Raw genomic sequence first — 20,815 nt, forward strand, 5'->3', positions numbered from 1 at the left:
TACTCGGCCTGACTTTATGGCCTATGCGTGGCATTAAACACTATTGAGTCGGCTTCTTCATCAATGATATGACAAGTCCTTCCGTTGCCATTGTTGAAAAATCCTCTGGATAGTTACGACTCTTCAATTCCCACTGAAATGCATTGACAAAAATGCTACGCCTGAAAAATCCCATCGAATTCTCTTGCTGAAATGTCTGTGCTTTTGTATAGGTTTTTTCTAACAATCTAGTTATTTTATTCACCGACAATGCTTTGCGTCTCTTTTGCATTAATTCAGGTGAAACATCTCTAGCAAGTTGCTCGGCCAACTCTGCTGCGAAAACCTTTTCTTTTTTAAATTTTAAAGTTTCTATGATTTTCATTTTAAATAAAAAAACCCCTCTCAGAGGGGTTTTTATTAGATGTTAGATATTAACCGCGGCAGGACGCAGGGAAATATTTATTAACACTTCCGCTGCACTTCCACTCCAAGGTGCCCAAGGAGGAGCTAACTGCAGACATATTATTACTGAACAAAGCCACCACTCCCGTAACACCAAGAGCCGAAGACACGGCTGAAACTGTGAAACTTGCGGCAGCAATATCAGTCACATCTTGATATTTTGCGGTGCCAGCATAGCTACATGCAGAACTAACATTGCTTATATTGCCAATGTCTGCTGCATAAGCGTCAGAAATGCAAATTTTTGCAGACTCTGCTCCGACGAGCAATTCCGATACTTTTGCACGCACGGTATAGTCCTGATAAGCAGGCAATGCGACCGCGGCCAAAATACCGATGATCGCAACCACGATCATCAATTCGATAAGGGTAAAACCCCTTTGCAGAGAACGCTTCATAAGAAACTCCTTGGTTAAAAAGACTGGAGCCTTCTAATCAGCAGGTTCCATGCCATGCATTCTAGCGATGGAATGGGCCTTGTTAAAGACGATTTAGCCCCTAAATGACGAATTTTCAGGTGAGCGATCACAACAACATTAGATGATTGACATTTTTGTCAGCACAAACTGTCACTTGATACACACCGACCGAACCATCTTTAAGTCCGTCAACCCCATCATGATCTTCTCCATGCCGTCCATTTTCAGGGTACGCATACCCCCCTCAACCGCCTGAGCAAACAACTCGGCCACGCGGGCACGCTCCTGGATGAGCTTCTTGACACCATCGTCGGCAACCAGCAGTTCATGCAGACCTACACGGCCCTTGTAACCACTCTTGTTGCATTTGTCGCACCCCACTGCTCTGTAGAGCTTGATTTGGCCATTCTCACCATAGGTCTGAATCCACTTATCTACCATCTTCTTGCTCTCGGCTGCGTAGTCCTCTTTCCAGGCCTTGGAATGACGCAACTCTTCTGCATATTCCGCCGCAAACAGTCGTAGCTCCTCGGCATCCGGCACATAAGACTCTTTGCAATCGCATAGCTTTTTGGCAAGCCGTTGCGCCAGAATACCTAGCAAGGCATCCGCAAAGTTAAATGGGTCCATGCCCATGTCCATCAGCCGGGTGATGGACTCTGGTGCCGAGTTGGTGTGCAAGGTGGAGAACACCAGGTGCCCCGTCAAGGACGCTTCCACACCCATGGACACGGTCTCCTTGTCGCGCGACTCGCCCACCATGATGATGTCCGGGTCTGCACGCAAAAAGGCACGCATGACCAAGGCGAAATCGATGCCCGCTTTCTTGTTGATCTGTACCTGGCGCAGCCCCTTTTGGGTAATTTCCACCGGATCTTCTGCCGTCCAGATTTTGGTATCTGGCGTATTCAGGAATTTCAGGATGGAGTGCAGCGTGGTCGTTTTACCAGAGCCTGTGGGGCCGCACACATAAAACAATCCGTAGGGCTTGCTGACGGTCGCCTCCAGGCGTTCCTTGTTATGGGGCGTCAAACCCAGTTTTTCCAGCGGTATGGGTTCACCCGCCGCCAGAATCCGCATAACCACATCTTCCACCCCGCCCGCGGAGGGAATCGTGGCAACCCGCAGCTCGATATCAAGCGGGCCATATTTCTTGAATTTGATCTTGCCGTCTTGCGGCTTGCGTCGCTCTGAAATATCCAGATCACACATGATCTTCAACCGCGTGACCATGGCCTGCCTGAAATGTGCGGGCACCTCCACATAAGGCACGAGGCTGCCGTCAATGCGGAAGCGGATACCCGTCTTGAACTTGCCGGGCATGGGCTCAATGTGAATATCAGACACCTTCTGGTTGTAGGCGTCAATGATCACCTTGTTGACGAACTTGACCAATTCGTTGTCTGCTGCAGCGGATTCCAATGAGTCTTCATTGGCCCCATCATCCAGAGGCGCACCGTCCATGCCAGCCAGCAACTCGTCTACCGTGGTGCCATCCGCCCCGGCGCCAAACAGCTGCGCCATGGTTTCTACGAACTCTGCCTGGGTCGTAACACGGTAAGAAAATTTCGCAATGCGCGGGAAAACCTGAGGTACGACGCGGGAGCCACGCACTGCTTCCGGGTCCATGCACATGATGACAAGGCCTTCGGGTGACTCCTCCAGTGGGATCCAGCCTTGCTCTACGACAAATTCTCGCTTCAGCACACCCTGCAACATCTCGGAGCGAATGCGCCCCGGATTAAATGCTTCGTAAGGGACCCCAAAAAACTTGGCAAGCGACGGGCCCATTTGTGCGGGCTTGATCTTGTAGTCGCTCATGAGCCTGTGCTCTACCGATTGCCCTTCGTTGCGGGCATCCTGTATGCATTTGTTGAGCTCTTCTTCAGTCAACACCCCATCGGCCACCAAGCCGTCGTACTTGGTAGCGCGCTTGCGTGGGCCATCTTCCGCCTTTTGCATACGCTGGCGGATGGCAGTAGCTAAGGTCTTGCACAACTCCGCAACGCCATCAAGTTCTAACTCTCCAAAAGGCTCATCATTCTTGTTATTGATGACTTGCAGCACGCCATGCAGCGTCTTGCCTTCGAGAATTGGCGCAACCAGCATCTGCTTGGTCCGGTAGCCGGAGCGTTTGTCCACTTCTTTCAGAAAAGTCAAAGAAGGATGGATCTTTTTTAGCGCTTCTTCGTCGTAGACATCCGGCAAATTCAGGGGTTGTTTGCTAAAGGCCGCATACCCGGCAATGCTCTGCGGAGAAATTGGCAGCTTAAGATCGCGACTGCTGTTCAAGCCCGTCTTGATCTTTGAAATGATCGCGGTCTGGTCTTCGTTGGTGGCGTACAGGGTCAAGCGGTCTGCATTCAACAACTTGCAGATGTCCTGGCTCGCCTCCAACATGATTTGCTCGAGGTTCTCGGTGTCATGGATGCGCGCCGTGACGTGATGCAACTGCCGATAGAAAAGTGCCTGAAACGTCATGCCCCGTTTTTGCGAGGGCAGCTTCTGCGATTCATAAAACGCCTGCTCGGACGGAGTCTCCTGACCCACTGGAGGCAGAACTGCGCTCATATATCAAACTCCTGTCCAGCACGCAGCCAGCGAATGTCATGTGTCACATTTGGTCCAAACGGCTGGGTTTGGTCAAACCGCTGTATCTCTGCCATGATCAGCTCGGTCTCTGCAGGCTTGGTGTGCGTGATGTAAATAGGATAGTTCTTTCCCTTGGCAATACAGTCGAGCTCATCTGCCAAAACCATCGGGGAGAGATGCAAGCTACGCTTGGCAAGGTCCTGTTCCCGATTACTAAAGGCTGTCTCGATCACCAGCATAGCAACGTTGAGCTGGTTCACGCGGGCCCACAACGCGGGATTACGCTCTGTATCCCCCGTAAACACCCAGCATCCCTGCCCCGCCGTCACGGCAAATCCGGCCGCTGGCACGGTATGTACCGCCGGCAAAACCTCCACCAATTTGTTTCGCAATTGCAAGGTCTGCCCGATACGGATTTCGTGAAAGCTGATAAAAGGTGCTTGCACCGAAGGGATACAGCTAAAGTCAGGCCAGATAACGTTGTTGAATATATGGGCCTTGAGCGCAGCAATCGTTCCCGCCAGTGCGTGAATGCGCAAAGGCTCCTTGCGTTGTGCCGCCACTGCGTCCACCATCAACGGCAATGCCGCCACATGGTCCAGATGCGAATGCGTTAGCAGCACGTCATCGATGCGGCGCATCTCCTCCAGCGTCAAATCACCGACACCCGTACCCGCATCCACAAGAATCTCTCCATCGATGAGGAAAGAAGTGGTGCGGCAATCCTTGGCGATAGCCCCTGAGCAGCCCAGTACACGTACTTTCACAACAGCCGCCTCACTTGGTTTCAAAATTGGTCGCGCCGTCCCATTCGGGATCGAATGGCAACAGACGCATGGAGGCTACCCGTTCTGAGTAGAGCTGGTAAAGGTATTTTTTGACATTCATGCGCATTAAATTGAGCAGGAGTACATCTGCCTGATCCCAATTCTGCGACCTGTAGGTCTTGATGAAATTGGCCCAAGTCTTCAGTTCATTCGCGGCTTCCGCATTCAAACGCTCCGCCGGCGCCAATGGCCAGAAAATGGCAACCGCCTGCTCCTTGCCCTTGACACGCACACGGTCCAATTCCTGCCAAGCGAAGTCAGGTGCCAATTTGCGTGTGGATTCGCTGACCACGATATCCACGCCATACGCTTTGGACAACCCTTCGAGCCGGGAACCCAGATTAACGGCGTCACCAATCACGGTGTAGCTCCGCCGGATATTGGAACCCATGTCCCCTACGCACATGGTGCCCGTGTTCAGGCCGATACCAATGCCAATTTCCGGGAGTCCTTGCGCGCGGTGTTCGTGATTGATGTCCCGTACCGCATTGGCCATTTCCATGGCGGATTTCACGGCCAGGTGGGCATGCTCAGCACTTTCCACGGGCGCCCCCCAAAAGGCCATGACGCAATCGCCCATGTACTTGTCAATCGTTCCTCGATTGGCGCGTATCAAACTGGTCAAACGGCTAAAAACACCGGTCAAGAGCGCCTGCAATTGCAAAGGCTCCATCTGCTCCGACATTTTGGTGAACCCCCGCATGTCGCAAAACATCACCGTCAGCTCCCGATTGGCCGCCTGCATGGTGTAACTGTCGGGGTCTTTCACCATTTCATCCACCAACTCTGGCGGCACGTAGGTTCCAAACAGCTGCGCAAGCTCTCGCTTGGAACGGCTTTCGACAAAATATCCATAACTCATGTTGAGCGCAAAAGCCGTCAACGCCATAGTGAGTGAGGAGGCCAACGGTAAAACCAGGCCATACGAAAGATACAGCCAGAAATTGATGCCCGCCAATGCCAGCAGGACACCCACGCTAAGTGCCACTGCACGTGGCGCAGACAGCAATGGAAGTCCAATAGCGAGTACCAGACCGGCCAGCACCAGCATCACGACGTCGTAACCCAGCGCATAGTCCGGCTTCAGCAGAACATTACCATCCAGCAAGCCGGAAATAAGATTGGCATGCGTCTCCACTCCGGGGTAAGTCTCTCCCACGGGTGTCACGCGCAAGTCCAGCAAGCCAGGTGCGGTTGTACCGACCAGCACAATCTTGTCTTTCAGACTACCGGGCGTGATCCGTTTGGCGAGAATGTCCGAAGCAGACACATAACGGAATGAGCCGCCATCGACACCGCCCGCTCCGCGAAAAGGCACCAAAGTCGCCACCCGTTCATCCACCGGTATGGCCAATGACTTGTCGCCTTGCTTGAGCAAAACACGGTCCATCCCCTGGTAACTGCGCGACAGGAATCGTTCATTGGAGAAGCCCGGCAATACAGCAGGGTGTCCAGCCAACGCACGGAACATGGACAGCCCGAGGGATTCGTAGTAGTCACCCTTGTATTCCGCAATCAAGGGCAGGGAGCGAACCACGCCATCGCCATCAGTAATGGAGTTGAAGAAGCCCGCCATCGGTGCGGCTTTGGCCAACGGCGCAATGTTGGATCCATATCCACTCCAGGAGGTACTGCGTATCGCCCGGCCCTGCAAATCTGCTTGGGACATGATGGGGGTCGGCAACACGCCCGTTGAATGCCCATGCCGATCACTGGTCAGGTAGTAGCCCATGACCACAGGTCGTTTTGCCAACGCGGATGCAAAAACGGCGTCGTAATCCAGCGTAGCCTGGAGTTGGCGCAAACGCTCTGAAAATCCTGCCTGGTCCTTGAATTCGTTCTGAGCCATCGCATTGAGCCGGACAAGCCCCGAACTTTCGTCCGCTTCTGCGAAGACCACGTCAAAACCCAACAAGGCAATCTGCTGCTGGTCAAACAGCTCGCTCACCAACTGTCCCAGCTTGTTGCGCCCCCAAGGCCAGCGGCCTACCTCGGCAAGACTCTTCTCGTCAATGTCGACAATGACGATGCGATCATCCAGTGTTTTGGGGCTGGTAGCCCGAAGGCGGGCGTCATAAATGATGTCGTCAAGCCGCTGCAAAACGTCAAGGCGAACAACACCAACGGCATGCAGCAAAGCGAATACCAAGGGCAGCAATGTCACTGCGATGCGGGGCCAGTGCTTTGCAATTGATTTCATCTCAGATCACCCCGCAAAACCGGTGCAAACGACAACACCGGCGGACAACAGTTATCAGGTTTGCACAAATTGCATTTGCGTACCGGCCAGTTCGATCAGATCTCCATTCTTCAAGGAGATAGGATCTGTGCCTATGGGTGCGCCATTCAAGGTGGGGTTACCCGCACCCTCCACATGGTGCACCACGAAGCCATGCTGGCGCTTGGTGATCGCTGCCACGGCAACACCCGGCTTGCCGATGGTTGTAACGACTTTGGTCAACGGCACTTCGCGTCCCGAAGCCGCGCCCGAGAGCACCTTGATCGCGGCATGGAAAGCGCCCATGCCGACGGAGTCGCCTGCACCGCTGGGGAATCCGGACGGTGAAGCTGCCACGGCCTGCGGCGCAGCTGCGGGCCGCGCCTTCACCACCATAGTTTTGTCAAAGTCAGCTACTGCGTTGTCGCCGACGAACTTGATCTTGTACTTGCCAATTTCAATGGAATCGCCATTCTGCAGTGGCTGCTTTTTGATGGCTTTGCCATTTACATAGGTGCCATTGGTGCTGTTGAGATCTTCCAGAACCACCTCTCCACCGGCCATTTGAAGCACTGCGTGTTCGCCGCTGACGGCAAGATTGTCAATGACGATATCGTTGTACGGCCTGCGCCCCAAGGTGGTTCGATCCTTGGTGAGCTGTACTTCCTTGATCACGACCTCATCGATCGAAACGATCATTTTCGGCATGATCGACTCCTTTGCATGTAATTGGTTTCTAGAAAACGCATGTGCTTCTTACTTCCCCAGCAATCTCGCGATTAAACCCCGCTTTTCAGTCGCCTCGCTGACTTCGACCAGCAGCACCGAAATATTGTCGCGCCCGCCATTGGCATTGGCTTCATCCACCAATTGCACGGCCTTTTGGTCGAGTTCTGCATCTGAACAAACAATTTTAGCGATTGCAGGGTCTTCCACCATATCTGAGAGGCCGTCAGAGCACATCAGGTAAATATCGCCGACTTCTACTGGATATTCGTTGACTTCCAGCAACACTGTTTCTTCCACACCCAGGGCACGCGTCACAAGATTCTTGATGGTGGAGGTTGCGGCCTGTTCCTGCGTAATCAAACCTGCATCCATCTGCTCCTGCAGCAAGGAATGGTCTTTGGTGATCTGCTCCAGCACTCCGGCACGCATGCGGTAGCAGCGTGAGTCTCCGATATGGCCGATTAGCAGCAAGTCGTCCCGAAAGGCGGCCACGACCAGCGTAGTACCCATGCCAGCGTAATGTGCATTGGAGTTGGCCGAGTTGAAGATGGACAGGTTGGCATTGTCCACACAGATTTCCATCGCCCGTCGCACTTCACGGGGTTTGGCTCCGTGGCCAGCCTCCGCGAGCCAGCGGCTCAATTCGGACTTAATGAACGCCGTTGCCATTCCGCTGGCAATCTCGCCGGCGTTATAGCCGCCCATACCGTCCGCCAAAATGGCGATGTCGGTATCCTCATCAAACACCACCGAATCTTCGTTGTTGTCACGGGCCCGGCCGGGATCGGTTTTTGCGCAAAAGTGGTAATTCATTGTTAGTTTTTAGATTTCCAGATCCGTTGCGCCGCCAGCTTCCTCGGAGTCCGGCTTCCTGGCCACTTGCACCGTCGTCTTGTCGTAAACAGCCTGCATGGCAGGGAGCGTCGCAGAAAAGTCGGCCTTGCCTCCGGCGTCCGTGATCTGCACACCACCGCCTGAACCGCCAGCTCGCGCGGCAGTCGCGCCTTCCATGGCACCTCGCAAGTCAGCGGCAAACTGATCTCCATCCTGGTAACGCGTCTCCGGACGCTTGCTCAAAGCAAGCGCAACAATATTGGCCAGCGTTTCCGACAACTCCGGCCGAATCACGCGCACATCCGGCGCTTCCTCATTGGCGATCTTGAACATCAACTCCGCCATGGAGTCTCCGCGGAAGGGTAAAACACCGGCCAGCATTTGAAACAGCATGACGCCCAATGAATAAAGGTCTGAGCGGCCGTCCACCTTTTTGCCCGCCAGTTGCTCCGGCGACATGAAGCTTGGCGTGCCCAGCACGAGCCCCGTCTTGGTCTTGCTGGAGTCCGTAATGCGGGCAATACCGAAGTCTGTCACCTTGACGGTATCGCTCTCCACCTCGTACATGATGTTGGCAGGCTTGATATCCCGGTGCACGACGTTTTGTTTGTGGGCATAGGACAGCGCCTCGGCCACCCGGGCCACGATACTCAAAACCACGGGGACGGGCAGCAAATGGTCACCCTTGCAGAAATCGACAAGGTCCTTGCCCTTGAGGAATTCCATGGCGATGTAGGCCAGGTCATGCTCTTCACCCGCATCAAAGATAGTCACGATGTTCTGGTGCTGCAGTCGCCCGGCGGTCTCTGCCTCGCGGAAAAAGCGCTCGCGTGCGTCCGTGAGCTCCTCGCCGGCAAACTCCTGGCTCAAAGCCATGGTCTTGATGGCGACAACACGGCCAATCTTGGGGTCTTTGCCCAGATACACCACCCCCATGGCTCCCTTGCCCAGCTCTTTTTCAACCTGGTAGCGGCCCAGCATGGGTTTCTCCACCGCACCGCCATCCAGCAGCATGGTGCCGCCGGGGTGACCACCGCCACCACCCAACATGACGGTTTCCGACAAATTCTTGGCGCGGCTGAGTTTGGACTTGATGTCTTTGTAGTTATTGTCAAACGCAGCCATGTGTTCATAAACCGACTCGGCTTTGTTGAACTGGCGCTTGCGCTCAAAGTCCAACGCCAGGCTGTACAGATTGCCCATGACGGCATCGTTCATGGGGACCCGGCGAAAACGGTCAAACGCCATGTCCAACTGCCCTTGGCCCTGCAGTGCCAGACCCATCATGCGGTTTGTTTCGGCCGACTCTTCGTCTGCCTTCACCTTGCCAGCCTCTGTCATCAGGAAGCGCTTGGTGGTCAACGCCAAATGCCCTAGCACCAGGACGGTGGCAGGAAACACGAGCTTCAGCCAGGTCGCAGCAGCCGAGAGCATGCCAAACTCCACGACGAGCAAGGCAACAAACAGGGTCAGAGTGACACCTGCCGCCATACCGGCCGACAGCCGCGGGAGCGCAACCACGACATAGGCCGCCACCAACAGAAATACCGCCAAGGTGGCCCAGATACCCCAAACCGGCTGGACAATAAAGTGCTCATTCAGGATGCTGGAGGTGATGTGCGCAATGGTCTCCGCGGGTGACAGGGCCGGATTGCCAGGCACCGGAAATTGCACGCCCACGCCTGCTGCCGTAGCGCCAACGATGACGATTTTGTCGGCGTACTTGCTTGCCGGAATTTTGCCGGTGAGCACATCGTAAAAAGAGTCCACCGCAAAAGCCGGCTTGCCATCTTTTCCTTTGTAGAACTGGGGCAACATAAGGGCTGCCTCATCGGTTTTGACTCGGAGTTTGCCGATCTGCACAGACTCACCCGCATTGAGTCGGATGTCGCTGGAAGCCAGATTCAGGCTTTTCACCGCAGCCAGCAAGGCCATGGAGGGAACCGCTTTACCGTAGTAATTCACCAGCAAAGGTTCGAGCCGAACGGCACCATCCACATCAGGAAACTGGTTCAAATGCCCAATGCCAGCTGCTGCGTTTCCAATACTCTCGATGGGCTGCTGCCCCCGCGTGGCGGAAATGGAAAATCCATTGTTTTCATCCAGCGCACTTTTCAGCGCGTAAGGCGGCAGGGGGTTGTCAGGCTTGCCCTGCTGCTCCCCCAGCGTAAAAACCGATGGCACTAATACATTGCCTGCGTTTTGCATACTGGCTGCAAGCACAGCATCCGTATCCAGTGCCACTTCCGCCTCGGCAATCAACTTGCCAACCTGCTCATTGTTCGAGCCGGCATCTCCAGAAGCGCCCAATGCAGCCTTCATTTTTCGGATAAATATAAGACCGGGATCAACCTGAGGCTCAAAGAAAAAAGCCGTATGAACGATGGTTTTGGCCTTGGCAGCTGCCAGCAGGTCAATCAGCTTGGCATGCACATCGCGTGGCCAAGGCCAGCGACCAATATTGGCAACACTCTGGTCATCAATGGCAATGACGGCGATCCGATCCGAGGGCTGGCGGGAGGTGCTGGTGCTGGCAAAGTCGTAAAAACGACGCTCCATCGTGCCGATGAAGTCAGTCCCTATATGCAGGGCCATGGCAGCAAAGACAATTGCCACGCCGGCAAACCAGTCTGTACGCCAAAAAGACTGCGCCTTAGATGAAGAAGATTTTGCCACTTGCCACCCTACCCCTTTTGTACAGCGTGGCACTGCGCAAAGCGCGTACCCATCAGGTACCCGATCATCAGATCAGGCAAGCGGCTACGTTAGCAGATGCGCCCGCCAGCGACAAGGGACTACTGCACACAATTGCATCCTTTTGCGCCAAACGGTAGCCGCTGTCCGCTGGAATGCCATGCACGCGTGGTCCGTGCATGGCAATTTGGGAGCCCTCAGGCCGGCGGCTGGGCGCGTCGCTTGACCACGATACCCAACCCCAGCACTACCAGCGCACCCAGTACACCCAGACCGTAGTTCCACGAGGTGGTTTGCGGCAGGATTTCCTTGAGTGCAGGATCGGTATGGGCCATGGTTCCGGCAATCCATCCCAGCAGCATGCCGCCAAAGGTAATGATCACGGGGAAACGATCCATCAGCTTTAAGACCAACTGGCTGCCCCAGATGATGATGGGAATGCTGACCAACAGACCAAAAATCACCAGCGGCATCTGGTGCTGGCTACCGGCATTGGTGGCCGCGCCAGCAATGGCGATAACGTTGTCGACGCTCATCACCAGATCGGCCACGATCACGGTCTTCACGGCCGCCCAAAGCTTGTCACTGCCATTGATATTGGAATGCTCATCCTCGCCATCAGGCGCCAGTAGTTTCACTCCAATCCACAGCAGCAGTGCGGCACCCACCAGTTTGAGATAGGGCACCTGCAGCAAAGTCAGGGCAAAGGCAATCAGGACCACCCGCAAAATGATGGCTCCTGCGGTCCCCCACAGAATGCCCTTGACGCGCAAGTGTGCAGGTAGTTGCCGGCAAGCCAGGGCGATGACCACAGCGTTGTCGCCACCCAGAAGGATGTCGATCATGATGATCTGGCCAACTGCCAGCCAGAATGGGGCGGAGAGGAATTCTTCCACTGTCAACTTTCAAAAGAGCCACAAAACCCCCGATTCAACCCCAAAAACAATAAAACCGGATTGCCCCTAAGGAAATCCGGTTAATTAAGCGACCAGCTCTAGCCCTACGAAGCCTGTGCTGGCCACTTACCTATTTGCAACGGCCCCTGGCCTTGTTGTATCAGGTGTTTTTTGCGGCGTTGCGTCTGGACAGCAGTTGCCCCAGACCCAGCACCAGCGTGGCGCCCAATGCAGCCGCTGTGTAATGCAGCCAGTGGTGCGAGGCAGAGAACTCCACCAAGGCAGTGTCGCTTGCAATGGTCTCACCGCCGACCCAACCGATCAGTGCCGCACCCAGCATCACGATCACCGGGAAACGCTCCATCAAGCGGATCATCAGCGTACTGCCAAAAATCACCAGCGGAATGCTAATGGCCAAGCCCAGCACCAGCAAGACCATGCTGCCATGGGCCGCAGCGGCAACGGCAATCACGTTATCCAGGCTCATCACCAAGTCGGCAATCAGGATGGTACGCACGGCCGCCATCAGGCTACCCGTATGTTTGCCATGGCCTTCTTCACCGCCATCATCCATCAGCAACTGCACGCCAATCCACAGCAGCAGCAAGCCGCCCACGATTTGCAAAAAAGACAGTTCCAGCAGTTTGGCGGCCACCACGGTCAGCGCTATGCGCAACACCACGGCAGCACCGGAACCCCACAGCACCGCCTTTTTTTGCTGCGCGGGGGGTAGGGCGCGCGCTGCTAGCGCAATCACCACGGCGTTGTCGCCCGAAAGGATGATGTTGATCCAGACGATCTTGAGCAGACCAATCCAGAAGTCCACACTTTGCAGCAATTCCATGTTTTCCCCTTTTCAATCCCAATAAAAAAGTGCCCAAGCACAAGGCCGGGGCACTTTGGGCAAGGCTAGAACTGCGTCCTTGGCCAAGCAATTAGACGGTAGCGTTTACAACATGGCCTTCAGCAATTTGGCCATTTCGGATGGATTGCGTGTGACCTTGAAGCCGCACTCTTCCATCACTGCCAATTTGGCGTCCGCCGTATCGGCACCACCGGAGATCAGTGCACCGGCGTGGCCCATGCGTTTTCCGGGAGGCGCTGTCACACCGGCGATAAAGCCAACGATAGGCTTCTTCATGTTGAGTTTGCACCAACGGGCGGCTTCGGCTTCGTCGGGTCCACCGATTTCGCCAATCATGATGACGGCGTCGGTATCTGGATCGTCGTTGAAAGCACGCATCACGTCGATATGCTTCAAACCATTGATCGGGTCGCCACCAATACCAACCGCACTGGATTGGCCCAGACCGATTTCGGTCAGCTGAGCGACCGCTTCGTAAGTCAGCGTACCGGAGCGGCTGACCACACCAATGCGGCCCTTGCGGTGGATGTGACCGGGCATGATGCCGATCTTGATTTCGTCAGGGGTGATCAGGCCAGGGCAGTTCGGGCCGAGCAGCAAGGTTTTCTTGCCGCCAGCCGCTTCCTTGGCCTTCATGCGATTGCGCACTTCCAGCATGTCCTTGACCGGAATGCCTTCAGTAATACAAATCGCCAGATCCAGGTCGGCTTCGACGGCTTCCCAGATGGCAGCCGCAGCGCCAGATGGGGGCACGTAAATCACGGACACCGTAGCGCCGGTTTCCGAAGCCGCTTCCTTGACGGATGCGTAGATTGGAATGTTGAAGATGGACTCGCCAGCCTTCTTGGGATTCACACCGGCCACGAAACAGTTCTTGCCGTTTGCGTATTCCTGGCACTTTTCAGTGTGGAACTGACCGGTCTTGCCGGTGATACCTTGGGTGATGACCTTGGTGTCTTTGTTGATGTAGATAGACATTGCTTATTCCTTAGGCAGCTTTAACCGCAGCAACCACTTTTTCAGCCGCTTCGGCCATGGTGTCTGCACTGATGATGGGTAGGCCGGACTCGGCCAGCATCTTCTTGCCCAGGTCTTCGTTGGTGCCCTTCATGCGCACCACCAGTGGCACGGACAGATTCACGGCCTTGCAAGCAGTGATCACGCCGGTGGCGATGGTGTCGCATTTCATGATGCCGCCGAAGATGTTGACCATGATGGCCTCAACCTTGGGGTTCTTCAGCATGATCTTGAAGGCTTCGGTGACCTTCTCGGGAGTCGCACCGCCGCCCACGTCCAGGAAGTTGGCAGGCTCAGCGCCGTACAACTTGATGGTGTCCATGGTCGCCATGGCCAAGCCGGCGCCGTTCACCAGACAACCAATGTTGCCGTCCAGACTGATGTAAGCCAGGTCGAACTTGGAAGCTTCGACTTCCGCGGCGTCTTCTTCGTCCAGATCGCGGTAGGCGACGATTTCAGGGTGACGGAACAGCGCGTTGGGGTCAAAGTTGAACTTGGCGTCCAGCGCCATAACTTTGCCTTTGCTGTCGCGGTTCAGCGGGTTGATTTCAACCAGGGACGCGTCGGTGTCCATGTAGCACTTGTAGAGCTTCTGGAAGATGTCCACGGCCTGGGCGGTGGAGTCTGCTGGCATGCCGATGGCATCAGAGATCTTCTTGGCTTGGGCGTCGCCCAGACCGGTCAACGGATCGATGAACTCGGTGATGATCTTCTCGGGGGTGGAGTGGGCCACTTCCTCGATGTCCATGCCGCCTTCGCTGGACGCGATGAACGCCAGCTTTTGCGTAGCGCGGTCGGTCACGATGGACACGTAATATTCTTTGTTTATGTCCGCGCCATCTTCAATATAGAGGCGACGGACCTTTTGGCCTTCGGGGCCGGTCTGGTGTGTCTTGAGCTGCATGCCCAGGATTTCAGTGGCCAGACGTTTCACGTCGTCGATGGACTTGGCCACCTTGACGCCGCCGCCCTTGCCACGGCCACCGGCGTGAATTTGGGCTTTGACCACCCAAACCGGGCCGCCCAGTTTTTGAGCAGCTTCCACTGCCTCCTGGACTGTGAAAGCGGGGATGCCGCGAGGCACCGGCACGCCGAATTGACGCAAGATTTCCTTGCCTTGGTACTCGTGAATCTTCATGACGTCTCTCTCTGGACTGGACAATTTTCACCATGCCGCAACGACGGACTACTAGGCACATGGCCCCGGACACAGCAAGCAGGAATGTATCATGTTGCGACGCACCAAACTTTTGCGGGGCTTACAGCAGGTTTTTGGACCTCTATGCTATGAAAAAAATCTTCATTGATGGCGAAGCCGGAACCACCGGTCTGCAGATTCGCGAAAAGCTACAAACCATGGCGGGTATCGAGGTGCTGCGCATTGCGCCGGAATTGCGCAAGGACCCGCAGGCGAAACGCGCGCTCGTGGCGCAGGCGGATCTGGTCATTCTGTGTCTGCACGACGATGCGGCGCTGGAATCGGTTGCCATGGTCGACGGTATTGAGAAAGAAACCGGCCGCCCGGGCGCACGCATCATCGACGCCTCCACCGCCCACCGCACAGCCCCCGGCTGGGTCTATGGCTTCCCAGAATTGGCGGCCGACCAGGCTGAAGCCGTCAAAACCGCGCGCCGGGTGTCCAACCCTGGTTGTTATGCCACCGGCGCGATTGCGTTGATCCGCCCGCTGGTGGATGCAGGTCTTGTCCCTCAGGATTTCCCGGTTTGCCTGCCATCCATCAGCGGCTACTCTGGCGGCGGCAGGACCATGATCGAGGCTTACGAGGCGGGTACCGCCCCCGCTTTTGAGCTGTATGCGCTGAGCCTGAAGCACAAACACATCCCGGAAATCATGAAATTCACCGGCCTGACCCGCAGGCCTCTGTTTGTGCCATCCGTTGGCAATTTCAAGCAAGGGATGCTGGTGCAGTTGCCGCTGCATCTGGACACCTTGCCCGGCAAACCAACCGCCCAGGATTTGCGCAATGCGCTAGCCAAACATTACGCCGGTAGCGCCTGGGTGACGGTGGAACCCACCACGCCCGACTTCAAGCTGGACGCGCTGGCGCTGGCCGACACCAACAAAATGGAATTGCGTGTGTTTGCCAACGAAGAAGCTGGTCACGCTGTATTGATTGCCCGTTTGGACAACCTGGGCAAAGGCGCTTCGGGTGCTGCCGTGCAGAACTTGCAGTTGATGTTGGGGCTTTAAAGCCCTAGGCGCTCGCTCCGGGCCGACAGGGCGGCACGTTTTGCTCCGTGTCCCCCGCGCCCTTTGGGCGCTCCTCCTTGACCTGCGCAAAACGCACCGCCCTGCCGACCCTCCGGACTTGAGCGCATCACTGCATCCGAAATTCACTTCTAACCTCTACCGCCCACTCCTCCAGCCGGTGGTGTAGGGTATGCGTTTTGCGCAGGTTAAGGAGGAGGGCGAAGCCCGGGGGACACGGAGCAAAACGCATACCCCACACCGGCGGCGGGTAACCACAAACAATCTAGTCGTCGTCCCCACCAGAAACCACCCGGTGAATGGTGTCGCCGCCAAACCCGCGGCTGGCTAAAAACCGCATCTGCTTCCCACGCTCAGAGGCATCCGCAGGCGGCTGACCAAACTTCTTGTGCCAGACTTCGCGCGCGCGCTCCACCTCGCTGGCGCGTAACCGATCAACGGCTTGGGCAACTGCTTCGGGCTCCAACCCCTTTTGCTGCAACTCCTGCTTGATCCGTGACGCGCCGAGCTTGGCGGAGCGGCGGTGAATGACGGACTCGACCACCCGGCCTTCGTTGATGAAGTCCTTGGCCGCCAGCGTGTCCAACACCTTGGCGAGCTGGCCTGGCTCTTCCTCGAACTTAGCGAGCTTGCGCTCCAGCTCAGCACGTGAATGTTCACGGCCGCTGAGCAGGCGCAAGGCCCGCCCGGTGAGGGACAAAGTCGTGGTTGCCATCTGTCAGGATGCTCCGCCCCTCGCAAATCGCTATTGTTTTTATAGCTGCTTGCGCAATATCCACGGGGGCTGGAAGCTCTTTTTACTCAGGTTTTTCTGCCTTGTCGGCTTTGTCAGCCTTTTTGCTCTTGGCGGCCTTGATTTCCGGTTCGGCCACGGGCAACAGCGGAATGCCCAGCGAATCGCGCACCTTGTTTTCGATTTCCACCGACAGGTCGGGGTTTTCGCGCAGGAATTCACGGGCGTTGTCGCGGCCTTGGCCGATCTTCTCGCCCTGGTAGGCGTACCAGGCGCCGGACTTTTCCAGGATGCCGGCGGTCACGCCCATGTCGATGATTTCGCCGTGGCGGCTGATGCCTTCGCCAAACAGGATGTCGAACTCCGCCGTCTTGAACGGGGGCGCGACCTTGTTCTTAACCACCTTGACCTTGGTTTCGTTGCCGATGGCCTCTTCACCCTTCTTGATCGTGCCGGTGCGGCGAATGTCCAAGCGCACAGAGGCGTAGAACTTCAGCGCGTTACCGCCAGTGGTGGTTTCGGGGCTGCCGAACATCACGCCGATCTTCATGCGGATCTGGTTGATGAAGATGACCATGCAGTTGGTCTTCTTGATGTGGGCGGTCAGCTTGCGCAGGGCCTGGCTCATCAGGCGGGCTTGCAGGCCGGGCAGGGAGTCGCCCATTTCGCCTTCGAGTTCGGCCTTGGGTGTGAGCGCGGCCACCGAGTCCACAATGATCAGATCGACCGCGCCGGAGCGCACCAGGCTGTCGACGATTTCCAGCGCTTGTTCGCCGGTGTCAGGCTGGGAAATCAGCAGGTCTTGCAGGTTCACGCCCAGCTTTTGCGCGTACTGGATATCCAGCGCATGCTCGGCGTCCACAAAGGCGCACTGGCCGCCTTGTTTTTGCATCTCGGCGACTACTTGCAGCGTCAGCGTGGTCTTGCCGGAGGATTCCGGGCCGTAAATTTCGACGACGCGCCCGCGCGGCAGGCCGCCGACGCCCAGCGCAATGTCCAGCCCCAAGGAGCCAGTAGAGACGACCTGGATGTCTTCAATGACTTCGCCTTCGCCCAGGCGCATGATGGTGCCCTTGCCGAACTGCTTTTCGATCTGGGCCAGGGCCACTTGCAGGGCCTTGGCTTTTTCGCTGTTGGCGCCGTTGGTGTTGTTCGGGTTCTTGACAGGTGCGTCCATGGGAATCTCCTTAAAAATCAATCAGTTGGTGCAATTTGGCATCTGGCTTGACCACTGAGGTTTGCTACAGGCTGGATGCTTGAACAGTAGTTTAAGCGCATTGGTTGAAATGCGTAAATACATTTTTTAGTCAGTTTGCATTACTATTTAAGGAATGCCTGAAACCGCTTCCCAAGACTCGGCGCTGTGGCGCAACAACCACCTCGGCCACTGGCTGCGCCTGGCGCTGGAGCGCTTTGACAGCCGCGTGATGGCGCTGATGGCCCACCACCCCGGCGTGCCACTGGGTCTGGCCAATCTGGCCGGGCGCGGTCAGGTCGGTGCGGCGCATATCCACATCACCCGCCACCTGGCACAGAGCGGCTCGCGCCTGACCGATCTGGCGCAGGCCGCCGGCATGAGCAAACAGGCCATGGGCACCTTGGTGGACCAATGCGAAGCTTGGGGCATGGTGACCCGCGAAGCCGATCCGCTGGACGCCCGTGCGCGCAAGGTGCAGTTCACCGCCACGGGCCTGGCCTGGCTGGCTGCGTACCAGGATGCGGTGGCGCAGGCCGAAGACGAAATGCGCGCCGCCACCAGCCCCGAAGTGGCCACCGTGATCGCCATTGGACTGGAAGCCTACAGCGGACAGTAGTGATGCCCCACGGAGGCTCACCCGCCTTGGGGCGGCCGGGCGGCAGGTTGCTCCGTAAGGCCTCCGAAAAAGTGCAGGCCTAGAATGACAGACACAGCGCTGGCAACAGCGCGCACGAGGAGACAGACATGCGAATTTTGATTGCCGAAGACGACCAGGTACTGGCTGACGGACTGCTGCGTGCCCTGCGCGGCGCGGGCGCGGCGGTGGACCATGTGGCCAGCGGCACCGAGGCCGACGCGGCGCTGATGACCAACACCGAATTCGATCTGCTGATCCTCGACCTGGGTCTGCCCAAGATGCACGGCCTGGAAGTGCTTAAAAAGCTGCGCGGCCGTGGCTCCTCACTCCCCGTGCTGATCCTCACCGCTGCCGACAGCGTGGATGAGCGCGTCAAAGGGCTGGACTACGGCGCCGACGACTACATGGCCAAACCCTTCAGCCTGCAGGAACTCGAAGCCCGCGTGCGCGCCCTGGTGCGCCGCGGCATGGGCGCCACTTCCAGCAGCATCAAACACGGCCCGCTGACCTACGACCAGGCCGGACGTGTGGCCACCATCGACGGCAAGATGGTCGAACTGTCGGCGCGTGAACTGGGCCTGCTCGAAGTGCTGCTGCAACGCGCCGGGCGCCTGGTCAGCAAGGACCAGTTGGTCGAGCGTTTGTGCGAGTGGGGCGAGGAGGTCAGCAACAACGCGATCGAGGTCTACATCCACCGCCTGCGCAAGAAGATCGAGAAAGGCCCCATCCGCATCGCCACCGTGCGCGGCCTGGGCTACTGCCTTGAGAAGATCCCTGGGTAGGGCATGCTAGACAAGTCCGTTCGCGTTGAGCGCGTCGAAACGCCGCTCTCGCAGACCAATGACCTGCTGAGGGCTTCGACAGGCTCAGCCCGAACGGGAGTACTTTTCTGTCCAACACCGAATCTGTCACTATGAATTCAGGAGCTGCTTGCGTAAGTCCAGTAAGGGCCGGAAGCACTTTTGATGCTGAACTCAGCAGTATCGGGCGCACCGCGTGAAAATTTTCCAGCACGAGCAACGCTCGCTGTTTGGGGAGATCCTGGACTGGATGCTCACGCCGCTGCTGCTGCTGTGGCCCATCAGCCTGGTGCTGACCTGGCTGGTGGCGCAGAGCATTGCCGGCAAGCCGTTTGACCGCGCACTCGAATACAACGTGGGCGCGCTGGCGCAACTGGTCACGGCCCAGCACAACAAAGCCCAGTTTGTGCTGCCGTTGCCCGCGCGCGAGCTGCTGCGCGCCGATGACCTGGACACCGTGTACTACCAGGTGCTGGGCACCCGTGGCGAATACCTGAGCGGTGAGAGGGACTTGCCCCCGCCCCCCGAAGACGAGAAGATCACGCCGGGCGAAGTCCGCCTGCGCAACGCCGAATACCGCGGTGTGGACCTCAAGGTCGCCTACATGTGGGTGCCGCTGAACCTGCCGCAGTCCCAGCCCGCGCTGGTGCAGGTGGCAGAGACCATGGACAAACGCTCGGTGCTTGCCACCGAAATCGTCAAGGGCGTGATGCTGCCGCAGTTCGTCGTATTGCCGCTGGCCGTGCTGCTGGTCTGGCTGGCGCTGGCCCAGGCGATCAAGCCGCTGAACCGGCTGGAAGAACGCATCCGCGCGCGCAGCCCGGACGACATGAGTCCGCTGGACGTGGAAGCGGTGCCGTTGGAAGTGGCACCGCTGGTGTCTTCCGTAAACGACCTGCTGATGCGCCTGAAGGACTCCATCGCGACGCAAAAACGCTTCCTGGCCGATGCCGCACACCAGCTCAAGACCCCGCTGGCAGGCTTGCGCATGCAGGCCGACCTGGCCCAGCGCGAAGATGCCAATGCCGAAGACCTCAAACAGTCGCTGCGCCAGATCGGGCGTTCCAGTATCCGCGCCACCCACACCGTGAACCAGTTGCTGGCGCTGGCGCGCGCCGAAAGCAGCGGCGCCGTGCTGGGCCACCAGCCCCAGGATCTGGTGCGCCTGGTGATGGACGTGGTGCGCGACAGCGTGCCGCGGGCCATGGACAAACACATTGACCTGGGCTACGAGGGCGCACAGCCCGGCAGTGACGGCGTTTTTGTGCCGGGCAATGCCACGCTGCTCAAGGAAATGGTGCGCAACCTGCTGGACAACGCCATCAACTACACCCCCTCACAGCCCGACAAACCCGGCGTGATCACGGTACGGGTGCTGGTAGACCCGTTCAGTCGGGTGCTGGTGCTACAGGTAGAAGATTCCGGCCCCGGCATTCCCGTGGCCGAACGCGAGCTGGTGTTCCAGCCGTTTTACCGCGCGCTGGGCACCGAGGCCGACGGCTCCGGCCTGGGGCTGCCCATCGTGCTGGAAATTGCGCGCCAACACCATGCCACCGTCACGGTGGACGATGGCCGCCCCGGCCAGACACCACCCGGCGCCTGTTTTACCGTGCGCTTTGCGCGCAGCAACTAGCCCCTACGCTCCACCCACGCGGGGTCTATTCAACAGCACAGAACCTTGAA

The 20,815-nt window shown here is 57.2% G+C and carries 18 protein-coding genes; 4 read left to right on the top strand and 14 right to left on the bottom strand.

Going from position 1 to position 20,815, the window contains the following annotated elements; all coding sequences use genetic code 11:
- Positions 1-40: 40 nt before the first annotated feature.
- From RS694_RS19460 to sucC, 12 genes are all read right to left on the bottom strand, one after another.
- Positions 41-364: a hypothetical protein gene (locus tag RS694_RS19460; protein WP_029706758.1), complete on the bottom strand. Its 324-nt coding sequence runs from the start codon at positions 362-364 to the stop codon at positions 41-43.
- 49 nt (positions 365-413) lie between these two features.
- Positions 414-842, bottom strand: coding sequence for a pilin (locus RS694_RS19465; RefSeq protein WP_029706759.1), 429 nt, complete (start codon positions 840-842; stop codon positions 414-416).
- Positions 843-1,013: 171 nt separating this feature from the next.
- Positions 1,014-3,434, bottom strand: coding sequence for a GspE/PulE family protein (locus RS694_RS19470; protein ID WP_029706760.1), 2,421 nt, complete (start codon positions 3,432-3,434; stop codon positions 1,014-1,016).
- Positions 3,431-4,222 carry a 3',5'-cyclic-nucleotide phosphodiesterase gene (locus RS694_RS19475; protein ID WP_029706762.1) on the bottom strand — a complete coding sequence of 264 codons (792 nt, stop codon included), beginning with the start codon at positions 4,220-4,222 and terminating at the stop codon, positions 3,431-3,433. Before RS694_RS19475 ends, RS694_RS19470 begins: the two co-directional genes overlap by 4 nt.
- Positions 4,223-4,232: 10 nt before the next feature.
- Positions 4,233-6,482, bottom strand: coding sequence for a CHASE2 domain-containing protein (locus RS694_RS19480; RefSeq protein WP_029706763.1), 2,250 nt, complete (start codon positions 6,480-6,482; stop codon positions 4,233-4,235).
- Positions 6,483-6,536: 54 nt separating this feature from the next.
- On the bottom strand, positions 6,537-7,208 hold the full coding sequence (locus RS694_RS19485; protein WP_029706764.1) for an FHA domain-containing protein: 672 nt from the start codon (positions 7,206-7,208) through the stop codon (positions 6,537-6,539).
- Between the two features lie 48 nt (positions 7,209-7,256).
- Positions 7,257-8,042 carry a Stp1/IreP family PP2C-type Ser/Thr phosphatase gene (locus RS694_RS19490; RefSeq protein ID WP_076069939.1) on the bottom strand — a complete coding sequence of 262 codons (786 nt, stop codon included), beginning with the start codon at positions 8,040-8,042 and terminating at the stop codon, positions 7,257-7,259.
- Positions 8,043-8,051: 9 nt separating this feature from the next.
- Entirely contained in the window at positions 8,052-10,679 is a 2,628-nt protein-coding gene (locus tag RS694_RS19495) for a CHASE2 domain-containing serine/threonine-protein kinase (RefSeq protein WP_241463923.1), read from the bottom strand.
- A gap of 275 nt (positions 10,680-10,954) precedes the next feature.
- A complete protein-coding gene (locus RS694_RS19500) occupies positions 10,955-11,653 on the bottom strand; it encodes a TerC family protein (RefSeq protein ID WP_029706768.1) in 699 nt (232 codons plus the stop codon).
- 160 nt (positions 11,654-11,813) lie between these two features.
- Entirely contained in the window at positions 11,814-12,497 is a 684-nt protein-coding gene (locus RS694_RS19505) for a TerC family protein (RefSeq protein WP_029706769.1), read from the bottom strand.
- 105 nt (positions 12,498-12,602) lie between these two features.
- Positions 12,603-13,496: a succinate--CoA ligase subunit alpha gene (sucD, locus tag RS694_RS19510; RefSeq protein WP_029706770.1), complete on the bottom strand. Its 894-nt coding sequence runs from the start codon at positions 13,494-13,496 to the stop codon at positions 12,603-12,605.
- 10 nt (positions 13,497-13,506) lie between these two features.
- The gene (sucC, locus tag RS694_RS19515) at positions 13,507-14,673 is read right to left on the bottom strand and encodes an ADP-forming succinate--CoA ligase subunit beta (protein WP_029706771.1); all 1,167 of its coding nucleotides are present in this window, start codon (positions 14,671-14,673) and stop codon (positions 13,507-13,509) included.
- 149 nt (positions 14,674-14,822) lie between these two features.
- On the opposite strand from sucC, the gene argC reads away from it, so the two are divergent.
- The gene (gene argC / locus RS694_RS19520) at positions 14,823-15,746 is read left to right on the top strand and encodes an N-acetyl-gamma-glutamyl-phosphate reductase (RefSeq protein ID WP_029706772.1); all 924 of its coding nucleotides are present in this window, start codon (positions 14,823-14,825) and stop codon (positions 15,744-15,746) included.
- Between the two features lie 283 nt (positions 15,747-16,029).
- On the opposite strand, the gene recX is transcribed toward argC, so the two are convergent.
- The gene (recX, locus tag RS694_RS19525; RefSeq protein ID WP_029706773.1) at positions 16,030-16,479 is read right to left on the bottom strand and encodes a recombination regulator RecX; all 450 of its coding nucleotides are present in this window, start codon (positions 16,477-16,479) and stop codon (positions 16,030-16,032) included.
- Positions 16,480-16,561: 82 nt separating this feature from the next.
- Positions 16,562-17,674 carry a recombinase RecA gene (gene recA, locus RS694_RS19530; RefSeq protein ID WP_029706774.1) on the bottom strand — a complete coding sequence of 371 codons (1,113 nt, stop codon included), beginning with the start codon at positions 17,672-17,674 and terminating at the stop codon, positions 16,562-16,564.
- 154 nt (positions 17,675-17,828) lie between these two features.
- Here recA and RS694_RS19535 point away from each other — a divergent pair, with 154 nt between their 5' ends.
- From RS694_RS19535 to RS694_RS19545, 3 genes are all read left to right on the top strand, one after another.
- Positions 17,829-18,311 carry a MarR family winged helix-turn-helix transcriptional regulator gene (locus RS694_RS19535; protein WP_029706775.1) on the top strand — a complete coding sequence of 161 codons (483 nt, stop codon included), beginning with the start codon at positions 17,829-17,831 and terminating at the stop codon, positions 18,309-18,311.
- Between the two features lie 128 nt (positions 18,312-18,439).
- Positions 18,440-19,114 carry a response regulator gene (locus RS694_RS19540; protein ID WP_029706776.1) on the top strand — a complete coding sequence of 225 codons (675 nt, stop codon included), beginning with the start codon at positions 18,440-18,442 and terminating at the stop codon, positions 19,112-19,114.
- 214 nt (positions 19,115-19,328) lie between these two features.
- A complete protein-coding gene (locus tag RS694_RS19545; RefSeq protein WP_029706777.1) occupies positions 19,329-20,765 on the top strand; it encodes a sensor histidine kinase in 1,437 nt (478 codons plus the stop codon).
- The last annotated feature ends 50 nt before the right edge of the window (positions 20,766-20,815 follow it).

The sequence above is a fragment of the Rhodoferax saidenbachensis genome (assembly GCF_001955715.1).
In the GTDB taxonomy this organism is placed as follows: domain Bacteria; phylum Pseudomonadota; class Gammaproteobacteria; order Burkholderiales; family Burkholderiaceae_C; genus Allorhodoferax; species Allorhodoferax saidenbachensis.